The sequence below is a fragment of the Ensifer sesbaniae genome, assembly GCF_013283665.1.
Lineage (GTDB): Bacteria > Pseudomonadota > Alphaproteobacteria > Rhizobiales > Rhizobiaceae > Ensifer > Ensifer sesbaniae.
In genome coordinates, this window is the sequence record NZ_JABEKU010000001.1 from 844,976 (window position 1) to 863,961 (window position 18,986).

Consider the following 18,986-nt stretch of genomic DNA (forward strand, 5'->3'; position numbering starts at 1 on the left):
TCTACCGAAGCTCCGAGCCACGTGAGACATACCGATGCAGACTGACTACCAGGGCCACATGCCGCACGTGGAAGAAGCACTGCCCGAAGTGCTGATGCGAATCGTCACCGAACTGCACGACGTCGCCTATCTGATCGAACGGGTCGAACCGCAGCTTCTGGGTGACGAGGGCGTTGATGCGCTCGCAAACCCGGACAAGATGATGGTGCTCCAGGGCATCGACCTCGCCGTGCAGAAGACGCGTGGCCTCGCGGAATTCATCGACACCATAACGGCGTCGATCCCTGACAACTGGTTGGTCGACGTGACCACCGCGGTCAGCCTCGTCAAGCTTGCCGATATGAAGAAGGCACTTGGCAACGGCATGTTGCGCCACGGCCACTCCCAGCCATTGACCAAGGCAGCCGGTGATTTCGAGGCGTTCTGACGCTCGTCGGGAGCCCTGCTGACGCCGCGCCCGGACGATAAGTCTTTAGAATCAGGCATTTAATGGCGCGATAACTCATGGCCTGGCAAGGCTGCTTGTCCCGGATATCCGTCGCCCTGGGCTCTTGTTAGGCCGGTGGACAACTCCGCCGGCGCCGCCATCCGATCGGCCATCAAGCCGGATCAAGCCAAGTTCGCGCAAGTTTCGTTTCCTACGGTCCCGACCGGGGCTGGTAGATTCGCGCGCATTGGAAGTCGATACGAAGCATGTCGATACCCAGCAAACCCGAATGTTGGAACTGCGCAGGGCGCTCGGCCGATGACCGGTCCGAATGTCCTGCGATACTGGGTGCGGAAACAGAATGAGTCTGTTGGATCAACTCTCCACGGTCACGAAGAACCTGAGCAATCTCGGGCAGGGCAAGCTGATCGCGCTGGCGGCAGCCGGCGTTGTCGCGGTCGGCCTGGTGCTCGGGGCGGGCATTTACGTCAACAGACCCTCGTTCGAAACGCTTTATGTCGGGCTCGAACGCAGCGATGTCACCCAGATCAGCATTGCGCTGGCCGAGGCCAATATCGACTTCAATGTCGGCTCCGATGGCGCCAGCCTCCAGGTTCCCGTCGGCATGACGAGCAAGGCGCGCCTGCTGCTTGCCGAGCGCGGCCTGCCGAGCAGCGCCAATGCCGGTTACGAACTCTTCGACAATGTCGGCTCGCTCGGCCTCACCTCCTTCATGCAGGAAGTGACGCGGGTACGTGCCCTCGAAGGCGAAATCGGCCGCACGATCCAGCAGATCTCGGGCATCGCCGCCGCCCGCGTCCACATCGTGATGCCGGAGCGCGGCAGTTTCCGCAAGGCTGACCAGAACCCCACTGCCTCGGTCATGATCCGTGCCAGCGCAACCGTGGGCCGCAGCGCCGCCGCCTCGATCCGCCATCTCGTCGCCTCTTCCGTGCCCGGGCTCGACGTCGATGACGTGACGGTGCTCGATTCGACGGGACAGTTGCTCGCCTCCGGTGACGACCCGGCCAACAGCGCTCTCAACCAGTCGCTCGGCGTTGTCCAGAACGTCCAGACCGAACTTGAGAAGAAGATCGACAATGCGCTGGCGCCCTTCCTCGGAATGGACAATTTCCGTTCGAGCGTCACTGCGCGGCTGAACACCGATACGCAGCAGATCCAGGAAACGGTCTTCGATCCGGAATCGCGGGTTGAGCGCTCCACGCGCGTGACCAAGGAAGAACAGAAGTCCAGCCAGCAGCAGCCGGACAATGCCGCGACCGTCCAGCAAAACATTCCGCAGGCTGCCCCCAGCGGCGGCGCCGGCCCGAAGTCCAGCGACGAGGCCGAGAAGAAGGAAGAGCAGACCAACTACGAGATCAACAGCAAGACGATCGCCACCGTCAAGAACAGCTACACGATCGAACGCCTCTCCGTCGCGGTCGTCGTCAACCGGGGCCGTCTGGCCGCGATGGTTGGCGAACCGGCCGATCAGGCGAAGATCGACGCCTATCTGCAGGACATGCAGAAGATCGTTGCGTCCGCCGCCGGCCTCGATACGAGCCGCGGTGACGTCGTTACCCTGACGGCCATGGACTTCGTCGAAACGCAGTTGCTCGACCAGGCCGTCGCCGGCCCCGGCGTGATGGAAACGCTGACCCGCAATCTCGGCGGCATCATCAATGCCCTTGCCTTTATCGTGGTGGCCGCTCTGGTTGTCTGGGGCATGCGGCCGCTCGCCCGCCAGCTCGGGTTCGGCAGCACCGCCGGCCAGCTCGAAGGCGAAGCCGCCGGTCTCGAATTGCCCGACTTCTCTCCGGCCAATGCCGGTGCCGGCGGGGCGCTCATGGAAGGCTTCGGGTCGGACTTCGGCTTCGACAGCACCGACGACCTGCTCAACATGGGCGAGGACGGTGGCTTCAACCGCCGCGTCAAGGAAGGGCCGGAAAGGCGCCTGGCCCGGATGGTCGAGATCAGCGAAGAACGCGCGGCGAAGATCCTGCGCAAATGGGCCCTCGACAAGGCCGCCTGATCCCGCCGCAGCCATGGCCGCCGCAATCAAACACGAATCCCGCCCTGGTGGCGGGATTCGTGTTTGTGGGCGCCACCACGGCATCCTTCGCGGCGGCGTTCATGTTCGGGCCAAATATTATGAGAGTCCGGGCGCCTCCGTCGTCATCGTCGCGAAATTTGCTTCAAGTTTCGAAGCGAGGTCGCTGAGTCCCGCCGGATGCCGCGAATGGTAATATTTTAACGATATCTTAATTTATAGATTCGGCGCGGGCCCATGGCGTGCATCAGCTGCGCTCATGTACTGTACCGGATTCCCTCTATACATAGTCAAATCGAAATATAACTTTATCGAAAATCAGGATTTATTCTGACAATTTCACAATTTATATATCGGTAAAATGAGAAAATCCGAAAATCTCCTGGTGCATTTCAGCAACAGCCGTGAAAACAAAGTATAATTTCTCGAGGTTCTAATTTTCGGATATCGGCAACAAACGCCTGTTTTCCGGGCACAATGACGCCGGTAGGTCCTATCCGGAATTGCGGCAATCGTGGCGGAAAGCCAAGTTTTCGAACGGAAATGCGTTTTCTGTCAATTGGTTGCGCTTTGGCGCCGGCAATGAACGTAGCTGGCCCGAACGTGCGAGGCGTGCTTGGCCCGAGCGCCGGACGTGAAGTAAGTAGCCAGGACGGGGCGGTGGTATTTTTCTCGTGGCCATGTACATTTTTAGCAGTTGATTCGCGTCCTGATCTGCGACTGGTGGTAATAATCGGCTTCGGCCGGCTGTTGGCGGCGACAGTGCAAGTGCAGTTCCGGGATGTGAATCCGGTACGGGGGCTGAATTCATGGACATTTCGCAAGCAGACATCGCTGTCTGGCCTTTGCCGACGGCACCGACACGTGCGCGCGGCGGCGGGTTCTCGCGCGAGCAGCTTTTGCGAAGGCTGGGGGAAGTCGCCGGGCGGGGCGGCCTCGGCAGCGGTCTCTCGGCGCTGACGGAGTATGTCGGCGCGAGCCACTATATGCTGGCGCGTTACGACATCTCGCAGGACAACGGGCTCGATTTCGTGGTCTGCTCCGATTGGCCCTTTGATGTCGTCCGACGCCTCTCCGGCGTCGTCACGTCGCTCCACGCCAAGACGACCGAGCTGGAGAAATGTCTGGCGGTGCTGCAGCCGTGCTTCTACGCATTGCCCGATGATATCGACCTGCCGCGCGGCATCAGCCGCGAATACTGCGCGATCACCTTCAATGTCGGACGCCTGCGCTTCTCGCTGATGCTACTCGTACCGGAAGACGTGATCCTGTCGCAGGAGAGCCTGCGCGACGTCACGCTGCTTGCGGGCTACCTCGCAAGCTTCACCACGCGCACAGAGGTCCGGCACGACCGGGATTTCGAGTTGACCGAACGCGAGCTCGAATGCCTCTTCTGGATCGCCGAGGGCAAGACCAGCGAAGAGATCGCGGTGATCCTCGGAATTTCGCGCAACACCATCAACAACTACATCACCAGTGTCATGCGCAAGACCGCGACCAGGACGCGATCGGAGGCGATCGCCTACGCGGTGCGCAACAATCTTGTGTAAGGAACGGGCGCGATGACGCATTTTCTCGGTGGTGGGCGGATTGACGACGACCACAAGCTCGCCAGACAGGGCAACCGCGCCGCCCGTGCCGCAACCCTGGTCACGCGTCTTCAAGCCATGCAGCGGCAGATCAATGCCAAGCACTTCGCCGTGCTGCGCCTCAACGGCAAGGGCACCGCCCGAAAGCTGACCTGCGTGCTCGACAATTGGGGCATTTCGGCCGAAGCGAACGCGCATGATCTCATCACCGCCTATGGCGAGGAACTGGTTACCCATCTCGATCAGTCGCTGCTGCCGGTGCTCTGGAATGGGGCAGGGGAACACCAGGCGGTCGAGGTCTCGGAACTCGCGCCCTTTGCGTACCGCTTGAAAGCGCGCAAGCTCGCCTATTCGGGCATCGCCTTTCCCGTCAGGCTCGGCGCCCAGGGCAACGGCTACGTGATATTTGCTGGCAGCTACGTCGATGCCTCGACGGAACAGGTGGTGGATCTGCACGGCCGCAGTTGCATGATCATGACCGACCTGCTGGCTGCCGACGAAAAGCGCATGGCACCGGCCGAAACCCTGAGCGACCGCGAGATCGCCTGCCTGCAGATGGCAGGCGACGGCCATATCAGCGAAGAGATCGCCGAGCGCATGGGCCTCTCCGTCCACACGGTCAACGCCTATCTGGGGGCGGCGACCACGAAGCTCGACTCGGTCAATCGCATCCAGGCGATCGCCAAGGCCATTCGCCTTGGTTACATCAGCTAAGAGCGCTCGGCGGGATCGGGCGCTGCGCCTCCCACAAGGGCATTAAGCGCTGGCGCCCTCGGCAAGTTGAGGGGGCTCTGGCGCGGTTCTCTCAGCTTGCGAGCGGCAATTCGTAGGACTTGATGAACTTTGCGTCCGCCAGGCTTCGGGCCAGGAATGCCGTGTTCTCGTCCGGGTCGGCGGACGGGTTCTGGAAGCTGATATGGCTGATCTCGATACCGGCCGTCTCGTTGCCGAGCGACAGGCGCGCATAGATGGTGACGCCGCGGGGCTTGAGCTCCAGGTCGAGGACGATTTCCGGCTCGCAATCCCAATCCAGATTGTAGTTGCCGCCGAGGCCGAAGTTGACCGTGCCGGGCAGAAAGTAAAGTTCTGCCGCCGATTCGACGAGATCGGCGAGGCTTGCGTAGGATTCGAACCGCAAGAGTGCGATGAAATCGGCGGCGTCGATGAGCCGCAGTTCGGTCGCCACGGGGCGGATTGCTTCAGCGACGATCTGTTCCCGTTTCTCGGAGAATTCGCACTTTTTCATCGGAGTTATGTCATCCGTTTTGGTTGCGACGCATGCACCCTGTGAATGAGCTCGGCAACAGCCTTGTAAAACACGGGTGGAATCACACTATCGACCGAGACTTGTGCAAACATGGAGCGTGCGAGTGGCGGGTCCTCGAAGACGGGCACGCCATTTTTCTCCGCAATTTCACGGATTTTCAGGGCAACCAGATCCTGGCCCATCGCCACGACGACGGGCGCGTCGTTTTCCTCGCGGACATAGCGCAAGGCGACGGCGTAGTGGGTCGGGTTGGCGATGACCAGCGTGGCGCGTGGTACGGACGAGATCATCCGCTTGCGCGCCCGATCACGCTGCATCGAGCGCAGGCGCGATTTGACGATTGGATCGCCCTGGGCCTGCTTCATTTCCTCCTTCACTTCCTGCTTGGTCATCATCAGTTCGGTGTACCAATGATGGCGCGACCAGAAGAGGTCGGCGATCGCCAGAACTGCGGTGGCAAACAGGATGACGATCATGATCTCGTTGAGGTCGCTCGTCATCGTCGAAAATATCGTGACCGGATCGGAGAACATCAGGTCGAGCGTCGCAAAGTAGTCGTTCCACAGCACCAGCACGACGACGACGGAGACGATGATGATCTTGAACAGGGACTTGCCGAACTCGACCAGTCCCTGCACGCCGAAGATGCGCTTGAACCCAGCCATCGGTGAAATGCGATTGAGCTTCGGCTGGATGCGGTCCAGGACCGGCCGCGGCAGGTTCTGGAAGATCGAGGAACCGACGCCGAAGATGATGAGCAGCACGAAGGCCGGGACGAGCAGCGCGGTCGATTTCCATGCGAGATGGGTGATGAGCGCCACCACGTCGGTCGAATTTTCCAGCCGCCACGCTTCGGGCTGCTCGAAGATGTCCTTGAGCGCCTCCGCCATGGTGCTGACGCCGTCGGCGAGGAAGAAGACGAAGAAGATGTAGATCGCCAGCGTCGAGGCGAACATTGTCGCCTCGCGAGAGAAAGGCACATTACCCTTCTCGGCGGCGTCGGAGATCTTCTTCTCGGACGGGGCCTCTGTTTTGCTGTCTTTATCCTGATCATCAGACATGAAGCAGGAAGGCTCCGGTTACACCAGCGCAGCCTCGTTCGCGTTTTCCATCAGCGCCGCGCGCCTGTTCAGGCGCAAGAAGCCTGCTGCACCACGTTGAGCTGCCGCATCATTATCCCTCAATCGATTCCGATCTCGGAAGCCATGCAGTAGTGAACCCGAAACGCAGGGCAGACAAGCGTTGAGCCCCGGCATATGCAGGGGCTCAACAGGAAATACCGTGGCGAAAGGGGGGTCAGGCCGTCTGCGCGCTGTGCGATCAGGCTGCTTGCGCGTCCTTCTCCTTGAGCTCGAGCTGGCCGCTGGCTGCCAGGCGGATGGCCTCCTGGGTGATCGAACGCCGTGCGATCGCGATGTCGCGCGGGTTGATGCCGGCATCGCCCATGGCGAGATCGGATTCGATCATGCGGCGCTGGCGTGCGCCGATCGAGGCGAGTACCGATTCGCGCAATTCGGCCGTCGAACCGCGCAGCGCCATCGTGATGATGTCGGTCGACACGTCGTTGAAGAGCTGTACGCGGCTGCGCTGCGGCATGTAGAGCACGTCGTCGAACAGGAAGATCTTCGGACGCACCTTGTTGGCGGAAGCGGTGCTGAGCGATTCGAGCGACGCGAGCAGGGTGTCCACCTGCGGCTTGTCGAGTTCGTTCATCACCTCGGCGATCTTGGCCGGGCCGGCCGAATTGCGTTCCGCTTCCATCTCGCCGATCATTTCCATGACGCGCTTCTCGATGATCGCGGCTGCCTTCGGGTTGACGTCCTTCATGTTGACGGCGCGCTTGAGGATGTCCGGGCGCTGTTCTTCGGAAAGCTGCAGCAGCACCTTGGCGCCGAAGCCCGACGGCATCATCGACAGAACGTAGGCGATCGTCTGCGGATGTTCCTTGGCAAGCTGTACCGAAACGGCGACCGGGTCGCATTCCTGCAGGCGGTCCCAGATGCTGGCCTCGTAGGACTGGAACGTGGCGCGGCGGCCGAGCAGGCCGTCGACCTCGTCCGGGGTCAGGCCTTCTTCGAGGATGCTTTCGATCGCCTTGGCATTGTCCATCAGCCCGGCGCCCTCGGTGAAGAGGTCTTCGAATTCGTTGACGAGCGCTTCGAGCTCATGCGGCGGAATGGCGCGCAGCGACTGCGCCGCGGCGATGATCGACTGCAACTCGCTCTGGGTGAAGAACTTCAAGAGCTTGCTTGCGACGCCCTTGCCCATGGCAAGCAGGACGGCCGCTGCCTTGTCCGTCTGGCTCAGCGGCCTTGATAGCGCCTGAGCCTCGAAACTTTCGAAATCCATCATGGATTCATCCTTCGCCCGGTCACAAGATCACGATGATTTTGGGTCGGATCGACCCAAAATCATAAACGTGATCGATTCTCATAAGTTAGAGCGGGATGCGGGCGGAAAACCGTAAACACTTTTCCTCATCCCGCTCTTGGCTCTATGACTTCTTGCTGCCCTTGATCTCGATGAGCTTGACGCCGAAGCGCGTATCGTCGCCTTCGAGAACGGTAATTTCACCGCGGCCGATCACCCGGCCGTTGACCATGATCTCGACAGGCTCGCCAATCCGGCGATCCAGCGCGATCGTTGCACCTTCGCTCAAGCCCATGAGACCGGAAACCTGCATGCGGCTCGTGCCGAGCACGATCTGGACATCGATCGGGATATCCATGATCAGGTCGAGATTGGCCGTCATGCCGCTGCCGGGCGGCGTGTCGATCGCCGCTTCAGCGCCATCGAAGGACGTCGTGCCGAAATCCGCGCCGCCGAAGTCGCCCGAAACGGAACCGCCGCTGAGATCGGCGCCGAAGTCGCTGGAGCCGAAGTTGCCGCCGAACGCGTCGAGGCCGCCGGCCGGGGTGCCGAATTCGCTGCCGAAATCGGTTGCCGCGCCCGTGGGTTCGCTGCCGAAATCCGAGCCGAAGGCTGCCGGCGCATCCGAATCCTGCTTGAGGACACCGCGCAGGTCATTGATCGCCTGGTCGAGTTCCATGTCTCCGACCGCGACGTCTGCCTCGTTGATAGGTGCTTTCTTGGGTGCCATGTGAGAACTATTCCAGTTGAAGCTTGCCTCAGGCATGCTGCGAGCGCGCGGCAGGCCGATTTAACTCATGATGTGGCGAAGGATGTCCTGTTCCGAGCCGTGGGTGTCCTTGACCCTGACCGTGTATTTCGATCCCGACCGTCCGAATTCGCAGACATAGAGGTCGCGGCCGTTGGCGTTGACGTCGACGCGAACATCCTGGGCGTCGTGGAAGGGAATGACGTCGCCCGCCTGCAGCCGGCTGATCGTTTCGAGCGTCAGGCTTTCGAGCCGGATCCGCGCCTCGATCGTGACGGCGGAGCGGCGCACCTGTTCCTCGAGCTGCTCGGTCCATTCGGCCTTTGCGTTGCGCTGCTGACCGCTGCCCTTCGGGAAGACGATGGTGGTCTTCAGGAGCACGCTCTGTGGAACGATGACGGAGAAGGTGGACATGACCGGGCCGAAGCCGATCGTCATGTCGATGGCGCCCGCATGGATGTCCTCGATCATCGGATCGGGCTTGGGACGCGAAGCGCTGTTGAGCGGACGTTCGACGATCGGTTCGAAACCACCCGGCGCATTGACGGCGGTGCGCAGCACGTCGGCGATCTTTTCGAAAAGCGGCACCGCGACATCGATCTCGATCTGCGAGAGCGCACGCGGCTGCGGCTCCTCGATCCCGGCTGGCTCGGCGCCGAGCAGCGCCTCGACGAGAGTGATGATGATCGGGCTGTCGCAGCCGATCTGGAAATCCGCGCACCAGTTGCGCAACGACACGTCACTGATCACCACGCCGGTGCCGAGGCCGGCGATCAACTCCTGCCGGAGTCCCGTCCGGAAACCGGCATAGCCGATCGTGATGTCGAGGCCCGTTTCCGCCCGGCAGATGTCGGGCAGGAATTCGCCGAAGACCTGGCCGAGTTCGAGCGCCAGCCGGCCGATCACCCGGTCGTCACCGAGCGCGCCGGTCATGCGCGCCAGGAGTTTCCGGTCGAATGCGTGAACGTTGGAACTCATGGGATCAGGCCGCCTTGCTTTCGCTGCCACCGCCGGGGTTCATCATTTCCTGCTCGACCGCGTCGATCGACGGACGCTCATAGGCCGAGATGGTCTTGCGGCCGTATTCGAGAGCGACCTGCGGTACCGAGCCATTCATGTAGGCAAGCAGCGTCTGCTTGACGATGACATAGAGCCGGTTCTGCTTTTCGCGCACCGATTTGATGTTGGCGACAACCGGCGCCACGATCGAATAGGACAGGAACACGCCGAGCAGCGTGCCGACGAGTGCGGCTGCGATCTTGGCGCCGAGAACTTCCGGCGCCTCGCTGATCGCGCCCATGGCCTTGATGACGCCGAGAACCGCGGCGACGATGCCGATGGCCGGGAAGGCATCGCCCATCGTCGTCAGCGCGTGGTAGCACTTCATCTTGTCGTGGGTGATGGTCTGGATTTCCTCGTCCATCAGCGCTTCGATCTCGTGCGAACGGGCGTTGCCGATGATGATCAGGCGCACATAGTCGCAGATGAAGGCCGTCAGTTCCTTGTTCTTCAGAACCGTCGGCGCCGACTGGAAGATCGAGGATTCTTCCGGGTTGTCGATGTGGCTTTCGATCTCGTTGCGCGACTTGGTGCGCAGGTCCCGCATCAGCGAATAGAGAACGCCGAGCGTGTCGAGATATTCGCGCTCCTTCGGTACCCTGTGGCGAAAGGCTTCGCCGAGTGCCTTGCCGGTATCCTTCACCACCTTCATCGAATTGGCCATGATGAAGCCGCCGACGCCGGCCCCGCCGATGATCAACAGTTCGAAGGGCTGGTTGAGGACCTCCATGTGGCCGCCCATCGCCAGATAGCCGCCGAGAATGCAGCCGAACGTCACAAGAAGCCCGATGATGATGTTCATTTTCGATACCTGTCGCGATCTTATTTTCCGCTAACGGGATACGGTTTCATCCTTGCGTGAGGCTGGCCGGTACGGGCGGCGGAGCCTTTCGCTGGAACAGGTTCGCGCAAGGCTATCCGGTCAGGATTTGCCAAGGCAGGGCGCATGCTCTGTCTCAGTCATTCCGGCAGGGGCGAACCGATCGTGACCACGACCTATACGAGCTACAAGCTGATAACGGCCGACTTGATGAAGTCGCTGGCCCGTGTTGCCGAGCAGCCGGATGTGGCGCGCGAGACGGAATACTACCTGTCGAAGATCGGTGACGTGAAAACGATCGACGATTTCTTTGCCGATACCAGGCTCTATAACTACGCCATGAAGGCCCACGGTCTCGAAGACATGGCCTATGCCAAGGCTTTCATGCGCAAGGTACTGACCGAAGGCATCGACAATGACGACGCCTTCGCCAACAAGCTGACCGACCACCGCTACAAGCAACTCGTCGAATCGCTGAACTTTGCCGCCCACGGTGCGGCCGCCACATCCTTCGACCGGGCGCAGAAGGGCGTTGCCGACAAATATGCCCGCCAGACGCTGGAGCAGAATGCCGGTGAGGAGAATGCCGGCGTACGGCTCGCCCTTTACTTTGCGCGCATGGCGCCGACGATCAGCAGTGGTTATGCCATCATCGCCGACGAGGCGCTGGCCCAGGTAGTACGCACCGCCCTGCAACTGCCCGACGAATTCGCCGCGACCGATGTCGATCGGCAGGCCGAGGCCTATGAAGAGGCGATCGATTTCAAGGATTTCCAGAACCCGAGCAAGGTGACCGAGTTTCTCGACCGGTTCACGGCGCTCTGGGAAACCAAAAATTCAACGGACGGTTATGATCCGCTCGCAGTCTTCGGTTCTTCGAGCGGCTACGGCATCTCTTCCGATCTTCTCCTGTCCATCAACAGCCTGAAACTCGGGGGACGCTGAACGTGCAGACCGGTCTTTACGTCGCGATTTCGTCGCAGATGGCGCTCGAAAAGCGCCTCAACACGCTCGCCGACAACATCGCGAATGCCAGCACCGTCGGCTTCCGCGGTACCGAGGTGAAGTTCAACCAGATGCTCGGCGATACGAAGCCGACCAAGGTTGCCTATGTCAGCAAGGGCGAGGAGTTCCTGAACACCAGCAACGGCTCGCTGACGCGGACCGGCTCGGCGCTCGACTTCGCCGTCAAGGGCGACGCCTGGTTTCAGATCGAGACGCCGGCCGGCCCGGCGCTCACGCGCGACGGGCGCTTCACGCTGACGGACGCCGGAGAACTCGTGACGATCCGCGGCTATCCGGTACTCGACGCCGGTGGTGCGCCGATCCAGCTCAACGGCAATAGCGGGGAAATCACGGTTGGCGCCGATGGTGCGCTTCACCAGAACGGCGTCGCGGTCGCCTCGCTCGGCCTCTACCAGGCCGATTTCAGCAACGGCTTCGTCCGTCTCGACAACAGCGCCGTGCAGCCGGCGATGCAGCCGGAGCCGGTGGTCGACCGCTTCGATGTCGGCGTGATGCAGGGTTTCGTCGAGGAGTCCAACGTCAATGCCGTCCAGGAAATGTCGCAGCTGATCATGGTCACGCGCGCCTTCGACAACATCACCGCCCTGTTGCGTGATAGCGAAGGATCGCTCGAGGAAGCGGTCAAGACGCTCGGCGGCAGTCGCTAATTTCTGACGGGTACCGGCATGCAACGCGAAGGCCTGAAGACAAGCGCGGGATCGACCTCTCTGGCAGCACTTGCCGGCCTCGTCGAGCGCTATGCAAAGCCCGAATTCTCGATCGCTCCCGGCGGTCACGTGCAGACGATCTCGCCCGGTCACTACACGGTAACCGGCCTGTCGCGGCATGTGCGGCTCGGTGATTTCGTCGCCCACAAGAGCGTCACCGGAACCCATCTCGGCGAAGTGGTGCGGGTCGAGCCCGAGCGGGTGGTCGTCTGCCCGATCGAGCCGGGTGATCCCATCGGTATCCACGACACCGTGATCCGCAAGGGCGCTTTCCGCGTCGCGCCGACAGACCAATGGTGCGGCCGCACCATCAATGCGCTCGGCGAGCCGATCGACGGTCTCGGGCCGCTGCTGCAGGGCGAGGTGCGCCGCTCGATCTCCAACACCGCGCCGCCGTCGATGAGCCGCAAGCGGGTGGAGAAGGGCTTTGTCACCGGCGTCAGGGCGATCGACATCTTTTCGCCCCTCTGCCTCGGCCAGCGTCTCGGCATCTTCGCCGGTTCCGGCGTCGGCAAGTCGACGCTGCTGTCCATGCTGGCGCGAGCAGACGCCTTCGACAAGGTGGTGATCGCGCTGGTCGGCGAGCGCGGCCGTGAAGTGCGCGAATTCATCGAAGATACGCTCGGCGACAATCTCGCAAAGTCGGTCGCGGTGGTGGCGACCAGCGACGAAAGCCCGATGCTGCGCAAGATGGCGCCGCTGACCGCCGTCACCATCGCCGAGCACTACCGCGACAATGGCGACAACGTGCTGCTGATCGTCGACAGCGTGACGCGTTTCGCACATGCGATCCGCGAAGTGGCGACGGCTTCCGGCGAGCCCCCGATCGCCCGCGGCTACCCGGCCTCCGTCTTCACCGAACTGCCGCGCCTGCTGGAGCGTGCCGGACCCGGCACTGAAGGCACGGGCACGATCACGGCGATCATCTCCATCCTCGTCGACGGCGACAACCACAACGACCCGGTCGCCGACTCGACGCGTGGCATTCTCGACGGTCACATCGTTCTCGAACGCAGCCTTGCGGAAGAGGGGCGTTATCCCCCGATCAATCCGCTCGCCTCGATCTCGCGTCTGGCGCGCAAGGCCTGGACGCCGGATCAGGAAAAGCTGGTGGCGCGTCTGAAGGCGCTGATCCACCGCTTCGAGGAAACCCGCGATCTTCGCCTGATCGGCGGTTACCGCCCCGGTGGCGATCCTGACCTCGACATGGCGATCAAGCAGGTGCCGGTCATCTACGACGTGCTGACGCAGACCGCCGGTGAGCGCCCGGCGCAGGACGCCTTTGCCGATCTTGCGAATGCATTGAAGGCGGCGGCGATGGGCAATCAACCGGGCGCGAGGGCGAGGTGATGGCGGTGACCGATTACGATGCGGATGAAAAGGTGCATCAGCGCAAGCGAAGCAGCCGCATGCCGATGACCGACAAGTTCCTGGCCGCGACCGGCGTCGCGCTTGCCGCTTTCGCGACCTTCTTTCCCTGGTACGCCTTCTTCCATCAGGATAAGTTCACCATGCCGCCGCTCTGGCAGGGTTCCACGCGCGATCTGCCGGAGCGCGCCGCCCGCAACGTCGTCTCGGTCTCGCCGCTGGCGATGCCCGATGCCGACGGCGAGACGCTTGCCGCGGTCGATCAGCTGACGACGGCGACGGTGCCCGGCATCGGTGCTGGTCCGGCTCCCGAAGGGTCGGCTGCGGAAGAGGGGCTGACGCAGCCCTTTCCCGGCAAGTCGGGTTTCAAGCTGATGCATGTCGCCAATGGCCGGGCGCTGATCGAGGATGCGAGCGGCATGTACATCGTGCGCATCGGCTCGGTTCTGCCCGACAATACCCGGCTCGCCACGCTCGAGCAGCGCGACGGCCATTGGGTGATGATCACCTCGTCAGGCGAAGTCTACCAAGCCGACTGATTTGCCAGCGCATCGTCAGGATGATGGTCGCGCATCTCCTCGGATGCGCGACGTGCTGCCGTTCGCCCGCCGGCCGCCCGTGGGATGCAGGCATCCCGATCGCAGCCGCTTCCGACGAAAGTCCCACGCAAGATTACCGGCCTAGGTTCGCATCACCAAGCATGGAGCTTCTGATGCAAATTCAGCTTTTCGACCTCGCGTCCCGGCAGGCCCAGTGGCTGACCGTTCGCCAGAACGTGGTGGCCGGCAACATCGCCAATGCGAACACGCCGCACTACAAGGCGAAGGACGTCAAGCCGTTCGAAAGCGTGCTGCAGGATACCGGCATGCAGATGGCCGCGACCCACAAGGCGCATTTCACCGATGGCCTCGAAGCCTCGCAGGTGGCCGAAGTCGGCATGGTCGACGGCGTGCAGATCCAGCAATCCGGCAACAGCGTCGCGATCGAGCAGGAAATGATGAAGACCGGCGAGATCAAGCGCGACTACGAGCTCAGCGCCGGGCTTGTGAAGGCGTTTCACCGCATGATGCTGATGACGGTACGGAAGTAAGAACCATGGATCCATTGACCTCGGCCCTCAAGGTATCGGCCTCCGGCCTCCAGGCGGAATCGACCCGTCTGCGCATCGTCTCCGAGAATATCGCCAACGCCCGCTCGACCGGCGACACCCCGGGTTCGGAGCCCTACCGCCGCAAGACCATCAGCTTCGCAGCCGAAGTGGATCGCGCAAGCGGCGCCTCGCTGGTCGAGATCGAGCGGCAGGGCACGGATGATTCGGATTTCAACATCGAGTTCGATCCGGGCAATCCGGCCGCCGACGACAAGGGCATGGTCAAGATGCCGAACGTGAACATCCTGGTCGAGATGGCCGACATGCGCGAAGCCAACCGCGCCTATGAGGCCAACCTCCAGACCATCAAGCAGTCCCGTGACCTGATTTCACAGACAATCGACCTGTTGAGAGCCTCGCAATAATGATCGATGCAGTCAAATCCCTCGGCGCGTTCTCGGTCACCAAAGAGACCGACGGCACCCGTTCCACATCTTCCTCGTCGTCGATCTTCAGCATGCCGGCGGCCACGCCGGGCGTGCCGCAGGGGCAAAGCTTCGCCTCGGTCCTCGGGGATATGGCAACCGATACCATCAACGCGATGAAAAAGGCCGAGGGCGCATCGCTCGATGGCATTCGCGGTCAGGCAAACACCCGTGAAGTTGTCGATGCCGTCATGAATGCCGAGCAGTCGCTCCAGACGGCGATCGCCATCCGCGACAAGGTGGTCACCGCCTATCTCGAAATCGCGCGCATGCAGATCTGAAGGAACGAGACATGAAGGCCCTTTCCATTGCCGCCACCGGCATGAACGCCCAGCAGCTGAACCTCGAGGTAATCGCGAACAACATCGCGAACATCAACACGACCGGTTACAAGCGTGCGCGCGCCGAATTCTCCGATCTGCTTTATCAGACCGAGCGTGCCCAGGGCGTGCCGAACCGCTCCAACCAGGCAATCGTTCCGGAAGGCGCGATCATCGGTCTCGGCGTCCAGACGGCGGCCGTGCGCAACCTGCATATCCAGGGCAGCCTGGTCAACACCGGCAATGACTATGACCTGGCACTGATGGGTCGCGGCTGGTTCCAGGTCGAAACGCCTGATGGCGAGACGGTCTATACGCGCTCGGGCGCGTTCAACAAGAATGCCCAGGGCCAACTCGTGACTATCGACGGCTACACGGTCGTTCCCGGCATCACGGTTCCGCAGGACGCGACGGAAATCGCCTTCACCAGTTCCGGCCAGGTGATGGTGCGTATCGGCAACGATCCCGCAATGCAGGAAATCGGTCAGTTGACGATCGCCAACTTCGTCAACGAGGCCGGCCTCGAGCCGCAGGGCGACAACCTCTTCAAGGAGACCCCGGCTTCCGGCGACGCGATCGTCGGCACCCCGGCGGACCCGGGCTTCGCCCAGATCAAGCAGAAATACCTCGAAGCGTCCAACGTCGATCCGGTCAAGGAAATTACCGACCTGATCTCGGCGCAGCGCGCCTACGAGATGAACTCCAAGATCATTCAGGCGGCCGATGAAATGGCGGCCACGGTGAGCAAGAACCTCAGGTAACGAAAGAGGGGGCAAACATGATGTTTCGCCGAACCGCAGACATCAAGGTTTCGAAAGACGGCAGCGCATCGATGGCGCTTCGTCTGGCGGCCGGCACCTTGCTTGCCGCCGCTTTCCTGTTGCCTTCGGCGAGCCTCGCAGAACGGTTGACTGCAGTGATCCCGACGCGGACCATTTATCCGGGCGAAACGCTCGACCGCAGCCGCGTCGAGGTTGTCGACGTGACCAACCCCGATCTCGCGGACGGCTACGTCAGGACCCTCAGCGAAATCGAGGGCAAGGTCACCAAGCGCACGCTCCTGCCCGGCCGGGTGATCCTCGCAAACGCGCTGCGTGAGCAATATGCCGTCGCGCGCGGTTCCACCGTGCGCCTCGTCTTCAGCAATGGCGGCCTGACCATCAGCGCCGCCGGATCGCCGCTCCAGGATGCCGCGGTCGGTGAACTGATCCGGGCGCGCAACATCGATACCGGCGTCATCGTTTCCGGAACGGTGATGGCTGACGGCACTGTCCATGTGGTGGCGAAATGAAAATGCTTGCCTGCAAATGGTTCCTGACGCTGGCCGTCGCGATCTCCGCGGCACTGACGCCGGCTTTCGGCGCGTCCAGGATCAAGGACGTCGCGTCGCTTCAGGCGGGGCGCGACAACCAGCTCATCGGTTACGGTCTCGTCGTCGGCCTCCAGGGGACCGGTGACACCCTGCGAGCCTCGCCGTTCACCGATCAGTCGATCCGCGCGATGCTGCAGAACCTCGGCATCTCCACCCAGGGCGGCGATTCCCGCACGCGCAACGTTGCTGCGGTTCTGGTGACGGCGACGCTGCCGCCGTTTGCAAGCCCCGGCAGCCGCGTCGACGTGACTGTCGGCTCGCTCGGCGATTCCACCTCGCTTCGCGGCGGTACCCTGGTGATGACCTCGCTGTCCGGCGCGGACGGTCAGATCTACGCGGTCGCGCAAGGCTCCGTCGTCGTAACGGGCTTCTCCGCGCAGGGTGATGCGGCAACCCTCAACCAGGGTGTGACGACGGCCGGGCGCGTGCCCAACGGCGCGATCATCGAGCGCGAGCTGCCGTCCAAGTTCAAGGATGGCTTCAACCTCGTCCTGCAACTGCGCAACCCGGATTTCTCGACGGCCGTCGGCATGGCGGCGGCGATCAACAAATATGCCGCCCAGCGATATGGCGGCCGCATTGCCGAGGCGCGTGATTCCCAGGCCGTGCTCGTCGAAAAGCCGAAGATGGCGGACCTCGCCCGGCTGATGGCCGATATCGAAAACATCGTGATCGAGACGGACGTCCCGGCCCGCGTTGTCATCAACGAACGCACCGGCACAATCGTGATCGGCCAGGACGTTCGCATCAATGAGGTAGCCGTGAGCTACGGCACCCTGACCGTCGAGGTCAGCGAGACGCCGACTGTCGTCCAGCCGCTGCCATTCTCGCGCGGGCGAACGGAGGTGGAACCGAACACGACCATCAACGCGCAGTCCGACGGCGGCACGGTGGCGATCCTCAACGGATCGAGCCTCCGCTCCCTCGTCGCCGGTCTCAACAACATCGGTGTCAAGCCGGACGGCATCATCGCCATCCTGCAAAGCATCAAAACGGCCGGGGCCCTCCAGGCGGAGCTAGTGCTGCAATGACGGCAAACATTAACCCAACTCTCGGCAAGGTCCGCAACCTGTTACTCGCCGGCGCGGCCGCAGCCTCGATGCTGACGATGCCCGGCGCCTTCGCCCAGGACGTCACCGCGCCTCCGCCGGCCGACGGGACGCAGAACGAGATTCAGCAGTTCTGCACCAACATTGCCGATGCCGCCCGTGACCAGCGCTACGTGCTGCAGCGCAAGGATCTCGAGACCCTGCAGGCAAGCATCGACGAACGCATCGCGACGCTGGAGAAGCGGCGCGACGAATACGAGGACTGGCTGAAACGCCGCAATGATTTTCTGAAACAGGCCCAACTCGGCCTTGTCGACATCTACAAGACGATGAAGCCGGATGCGGCTGCCGGCAAGCTGGAAATGGTCAATCCGGAGATTGCGGCGGCGATCGTCATGCAACTGCCGGCACGCCAGTCGTCGCTGATCCTCAGCGAAATGACGGACGAAAAGGCGGCAACCCTTACCAACATCATCTCGAGCGCCAGCGATCCGAACACCTCGAAGGAACCATCATGAAAATGCGTCTAACGGCCGTGCTGACGGCGGGTCTCCTTGCCGGGTGTCAGAACCAGGCGCTCAACGAGATCGGTCGGGCGCCTTCGATGAGCCCGATCGGCAGCGGCCTGCAATACTCCCAGACCCCGCAGCTCGCCATGTATCCGAAGCAGCCGCGCCAGGTGGTGAACGGCTATTCGCTGTGGAACGACCAGCAGGCGGCCCTGTTCAAGGACGCGCGCGCCATCAATGTCGGTGACATTCTGACGGTCGATATCAAGATCAACGAAGGGGCCACTTTCGACAACAAGACCGATCGTAGCCGCAAGAACAGCAGTGGTTTCAACGTCGGCGCAAACGGCAAGTCGGAGGCCAGCGATTTTGGCTGGGAGGGCGAGCTGAAGTATGGCTCGAACACCAAGACCGAGGGCGACGGCACGACGGAGCGTTCGGAAAAGCTGAGGGTGCTCGTCGCAGCAGTCGTGACCGGGGTTCTCGAAAACGGCAACCTCTTGATCAGCGGTTCGCAGGAGGTCCGCGTCAACCACGAACTGCGTATCCTCAATGTCGCCGGTATCGTCCGGCCGCGGGATGTCGATGCCGACAACGTCATCTCCTACGACCGCATCGCCGAGGCGCGCATTTCCTATGGCGGCCGCGGTCGCCTGACCGAGGTGCAGCAGCCGCCCTACGGCCAGCAGTTCATGGATCTATTTTCGCCGATCTGATCGGCAGGGAACGG

General features: G+C 62.2%; 22 protein-coding genes. 16 read left to right on the forward strand and 6 right to left on the reverse strand.

The features are described from left to right. Positions 1-34: 34 nt before the first annotated feature. The 4 genes from cheT to visR all read left to right on the forward strand — a co-directional run bounded on the left by cheT (position 35) and on the right by visR (position 4,780). On the forward strand, positions 35-427 hold the full coding sequence (gene cheT, locus BHMPCIPO_RS04090) for a chemotaxis protein CheT (protein WP_173515583.1): 393 nt from the start codon (positions 35-37) through the stop codon (positions 425-427). A gap of 361 nt (positions 428-788) precedes the next feature. Continuing rightward, positions 789-2,459: a flagellar basal-body MS-ring/collar protein FliF gene (gene fliF, locus BHMPCIPO_RS04095; protein ID WP_173515584.1), complete on the forward strand. Its 1,671-nt coding sequence runs from the start codon at positions 789-791 to the stop codon at positions 2,457-2,459. 827 nt (positions 2,460-3,286) lie between these two features. Beyond that, a complete protein-coding gene (gene visN, locus BHMPCIPO_RS04100) occupies positions 3,287-4,027 on the forward strand; it encodes a transcriptional regulator VisN (RefSeq protein ID WP_173515585.1) in 741 nt (246 codons plus the stop codon). A 12-nt stretch (positions 4,028-4,039) separates the two neighbouring features. Beyond that, positions 4,040-4,780, forward strand: coding sequence for a transcriptional regulator VisR (gene visR / locus BHMPCIPO_RS04105; protein WP_173515586.1), 741 nt, complete (start codon positions 4,040-4,042; stop codon positions 4,778-4,780). Between the two features lie 91 nt (positions 4,781-4,871). Here the strand turns inward: visR and BHMPCIPO_RS04110 are convergent, their stop codons facing one another. From BHMPCIPO_RS04110 to motA, 6 genes are all read right to left on the reverse strand, one after another. Next, the gene (locus BHMPCIPO_RS04110; RefSeq protein WP_173515587.1) at positions 4,872-5,312 is read right to left on the reverse strand and encodes a BspJ family T4SS effector nucleomodulin; all 441 of its coding nucleotides are present in this window, start codon (positions 5,310-5,312) and stop codon (positions 4,872-4,874) included. A gap of 5 nt (positions 5,313-5,317) precedes the next feature. Further along, positions 5,318-6,394 carry a flagellar biosynthesis protein FlhB gene (gene flhB / locus BHMPCIPO_RS04115; protein WP_173515588.1) on the reverse strand — a complete coding sequence of 359 codons (1,077 nt, stop codon included), beginning with the start codon at positions 6,392-6,394 and terminating at the stop codon, positions 5,318-5,320. Positions 6,395-6,653: 259 nt separating this feature from the next. Continuing rightward, positions 6,654-7,685, reverse strand: coding sequence for a flagellar motor switch protein FliG (fliG, locus tag BHMPCIPO_RS04120; RefSeq protein WP_173515589.1), 1,032 nt, complete (start codon positions 7,683-7,685; stop codon positions 6,654-6,656). 142 nt (positions 7,686-7,827) lie between these two features. Next, on the reverse strand, positions 7,828-8,433 hold the full coding sequence (fliN, locus tag BHMPCIPO_RS04125; RefSeq protein ID WP_173515590.1) for a flagellar motor switch protein FliN: 606 nt from the start codon (positions 8,431-8,433) through the stop codon (positions 7,828-7,830). A 60-nt stretch (positions 8,434-8,493) separates the two neighbouring features. Next, positions 8,494-9,429, reverse strand: a complete 936-nt coding sequence (locus BHMPCIPO_RS04130; RefSeq protein WP_173515591.1) for a FliM/FliN family flagellar motor switch protein — start codon at positions 9,427-9,429, stop codon at positions 8,494-8,496. 4 nt (positions 9,430-9,433) lie between these two features. Beyond that, complete coding sequence (gene motA / locus BHMPCIPO_RS04135; RefSeq protein WP_173515592.1) at positions 9,434-10,312, reverse strand: flagellar motor stator protein MotA; 879 nt, start codon at positions 10,310-10,312, stop codon at positions 9,434-9,436. A 183-nt stretch (positions 10,313-10,495) separates the two neighbouring features. Between motA and BHMPCIPO_RS04140 the strand changes: the two genes are divergently transcribed. The 12 genes from BHMPCIPO_RS04140 (at position 10,496) to flgH (ending at position 18,972) form a co-directional block, all read left to right on the forward strand. Next, positions 10,496-11,275 carry a DUF1217 domain-containing protein gene (locus BHMPCIPO_RS04140; protein ID WP_173518076.1) on the forward strand — a complete coding sequence of 260 codons (780 nt, stop codon included), beginning with the start codon at positions 10,496-10,498 and terminating at the stop codon, positions 11,273-11,275. 2 nt (positions 11,276-11,277) lie between these two features. Beyond that, positions 11,278-12,003 carry a flagellar basal-body rod protein FlgF gene (gene flgF / locus BHMPCIPO_RS04145; protein ID WP_173515593.1) on the forward strand — a complete coding sequence of 242 codons (726 nt, stop codon included), beginning with the start codon at positions 11,278-11,280 and terminating at the stop codon, positions 12,001-12,003. Between the two features lie 18 nt (positions 12,004-12,021). Continuing rightward, a complete protein-coding gene (gene fliI / locus BHMPCIPO_RS04150; protein WP_173515594.1) occupies positions 12,022-13,413 on the forward strand; it encodes a flagellar protein export ATPase FliI in 1,392 nt (463 codons plus the stop codon). Beyond that, the gene (locus BHMPCIPO_RS04155) at positions 13,413-13,970 is read left to right on the forward strand and encodes a flagellar protein (protein WP_173515595.1); all 558 of its coding nucleotides are present in this window, start codon (positions 13,413-13,415) and stop codon (positions 13,968-13,970) included. The genes fliI and BHMPCIPO_RS04155 overlap by 1 nt, the downstream gene beginning before the upstream one ends. A gap of 170 nt (positions 13,971-14,140) precedes the next feature. Next, a complete protein-coding gene (gene flgB / locus BHMPCIPO_RS04160; protein ID WP_173518077.1) occupies positions 14,141-14,521 on the forward strand; it encodes a flagellar basal body rod protein FlgB in 381 nt (126 codons plus the stop codon). Positions 14,522-14,526: 5 nt separating this feature from the next. Then, positions 14,527-14,946 carry a flagellar basal body rod protein FlgC gene (gene flgC / locus BHMPCIPO_RS04165; protein WP_173515596.1) on the forward strand — a complete coding sequence of 140 codons (420 nt, stop codon included), beginning with the start codon at positions 14,527-14,529 and terminating at the stop codon, positions 14,944-14,946. Continuing rightward, positions 14,946-15,287: a flagellar hook-basal body complex protein FliE gene (fliE, locus tag BHMPCIPO_RS04170; RefSeq protein ID WP_173515597.1), complete on the forward strand. Its 342-nt coding sequence runs from the start codon at positions 14,946-14,948 to the stop codon at positions 15,285-15,287. Before flgC ends, fliE begins: the two co-directional genes overlap by 1 nt. An 11-nt stretch (positions 15,288-15,298) precedes the next feature. Beyond that, positions 15,299-16,087, forward strand: coding sequence for a flagellar basal-body rod protein FlgG (gene flgG / locus BHMPCIPO_RS04175; RefSeq protein WP_173515598.1), 789 nt, complete (start codon positions 15,299-15,301; stop codon positions 16,085-16,087). Between the two features lie 71 nt (positions 16,088-16,158). After that, positions 16,159-16,617, forward strand: coding sequence for a flagellar basal body P-ring formation chaperone FlgA (gene flgA, locus BHMPCIPO_RS04180; protein WP_246304370.1), 459 nt, complete (start codon positions 16,159-16,161; stop codon positions 16,615-16,617). Continuing rightward, on the forward strand, positions 16,614-17,729 hold the full coding sequence (locus tag BHMPCIPO_RS04185; RefSeq protein WP_173515600.1) for a flagellar basal body P-ring protein FlgI: 1,116 nt from the start codon (positions 16,614-16,616) through the stop codon (positions 17,727-17,729). The genes flgA and BHMPCIPO_RS04185 overlap by 4 nt, the downstream gene beginning before the upstream one ends. After that, positions 17,726-18,265: a MotE family protein gene (locus BHMPCIPO_RS04190; RefSeq protein WP_173515601.1), complete on the forward strand. Its 540-nt coding sequence runs from the start codon at positions 17,726-17,728 to the stop codon at positions 18,263-18,265. The genes BHMPCIPO_RS04185 and BHMPCIPO_RS04190 overlap by 4 nt, the downstream gene beginning before the upstream one ends. Next, on the forward strand, positions 18,262-18,972 hold the full coding sequence (gene flgH / locus BHMPCIPO_RS04195) for a flagellar basal body L-ring protein FlgH (RefSeq protein WP_173515602.1): 711 nt from the start codon (positions 18,262-18,264) through the stop codon (positions 18,970-18,972). The genes BHMPCIPO_RS04190 and flgH overlap by 4 nt, the downstream gene beginning before the upstream one ends. Positions 18,973-18,986: the final 14 nt, after the last annotated feature.